The organism is Pseudonocardia sp. SID8383, from assembly GCF_009864975.1.
Taxonomy (GTDB): domain Bacteria; phylum Actinomycetota; class Actinomycetes; order Mycobacteriales; family Pseudonocardiaceae; genus Pseudonocardia; species Pseudonocardia alni.
This window is the reverse complement of sequence record NZ_WWFY01000221.1, coordinates 1-1,528: the sequence shown is the minus strand read 5'-3', so window position 1 is coordinate 1,528 and position 1,528 is coordinate 1. Positions and strand designations below refer to the sequence as shown.

The window sequence follows — 1,528 nt, the reverse complement described above, 5'->3', positions numbered from 1 at the left end:
GGGCCGGGCGGGCGCGGCGTCGCGGTCCGGGGCAGGCCCAGCCGGTCGGCCGTGTCCAGCAGCTCGCGGCGGAAGTGCTCCGCGTCGACCGGGCGCTGCTCGGGGTCCCGCGAGGTTGCCCGGGCGACGAGGGCGTCCACGGCCGGCGGCAGCCCCGGGACCAGCGCCGACGGTGGCGGCACATCCTCGTTCACGTGGCGGTAGGCCACCGACAGCGGGTTGTCGGCGGTGTAGGGCGGCTGCCCGGTCAGCATCTCGTAGAGCACGACCCCGGCGGCGTAGACGTCGCTGCGGCCGTCGGCGCGGCCGGACACGACCTGCTCGGGGGAGAGGTAGGCCATCGTCCCGAGGATCATCCCGGCGTGGCTGACCCCGGCCTCGGCGGCCGCGGTGAGCAGGCCGAAGTCGGCCACCTTCACCTCGCCGCCGGACGAGATCAGTACGTTCTCCGGCTTCACGTCGCGGTGCACCATGCCGAGCCGGTGCGCGCGGGCCAGGCCGGCGAGGACCGGTTCGAGCACCCGCACCGCGGCCGGGAGCCCGAGCGCCCCGCGGGCGCGCAGCACGTCGCGCAGGGTGCCGCCGTCGACCAGCTCCATGACGACGAACAGGCTGGCCTCGCCCAGCGGGCCCGCGGGGACGGTGCCCCGGTCGTAGACGGCGACGACGCACGGGTGGTCGATCCGGGCGGCCAGCCGCGCCTCCCGGTCGAACCGGGTACGGAAGGCGTGGTCCCCGGCCATCCGCGGGTCCATCACCTTGATCGCGACGGCGCGTTCGAGACGGGTGTCGGTGCCGTGGTGCACCGTCGACATGCCGCCGCGGGCCAGCACCGGGCCGACCCGGTAACGGCCGTCGAGCAGCACCTCGCCGGGGCCGTCGGCGGCGAGCCGCCCGGCCCCACCCGGGATGCCGGGGTCGGCCGGACCGGACGGTGAGCTCATCGCGGGTGAGGCTACCGGGGGCGATCCCGGCGGTCGCGCAGGTGGTCGGCGTCGGGGCCGCGGGCGGGCCGGTCCGGTGGGCGTCGGCGCCGTCCGGGACGGTGTGGGACAGTGTCCGGCTGTGAACGAGTCCCTCCCCGCCGCGGTCACCGAGGAGACGCTGAGCGTCGCCGAGGTGGCCGACCGCCTGTCGATCCCCGTCTCCCGGGTCCACCAGCTCGTCCGCGACGGGCAGCTCCTGTCGTTCAAGAACGGGCACGACGTCGTCGTCCCGACCGCGCTGCTCGACGACGACGGTGTCGTGCGCGGGTTGCCGGGCACGATCGTCGTCCTCCGCGACGGCGGCTACGACGACGACGCCATCCTGAGCTGGCTGTTCACCGAGGAGGAGTCGCTCTCCGGTGCTCCGATCACCGCGCTGCGCGCGGGCCGGCACAAGGAGATCAAGCGCCGCGCCCAGGCCATGGCCTTCTGAGGGTTCCGCCGGCTCACCCGCGGGACGGACGCCCGGCGCGTTCGCGCGCCAGCTCGGTCCCGCGGGCGGCCAGCGCCCGGCCGAGCCGGGGCAGCGCGACGGCGGCCCG

General features: G+C 76.3%; 2 protein-coding genes. One reads left to right on the top strand and one right to left on the bottom strand.

The genetic code is table 11. From position 1 onward, the window contains the following. Positions 1-815 (bottom strand): protein kinase domain-containing protein (locus GTW08_RS05440; RefSeq protein ID WP_237453565.1); only part of this gene is annotated, 815 nt, incomplete at its 3' end. Positions 816-1,065: 250 nt separating this feature from the next. On the opposite strand from GTW08_RS05440, the gene GTW08_RS31515 reads away from it, so the two are divergent. Then, positions 1,066-1,419: an Rv2175c family DNA-binding protein gene (locus GTW08_RS31515; RefSeq protein ID WP_062396076.1), complete on the top strand. Its 354-nt coding sequence runs from the start codon at positions 1,066-1,068 to the stop codon at positions 1,417-1,419. Positions 1,420-1,528: the final 109 nt, after the last annotated feature.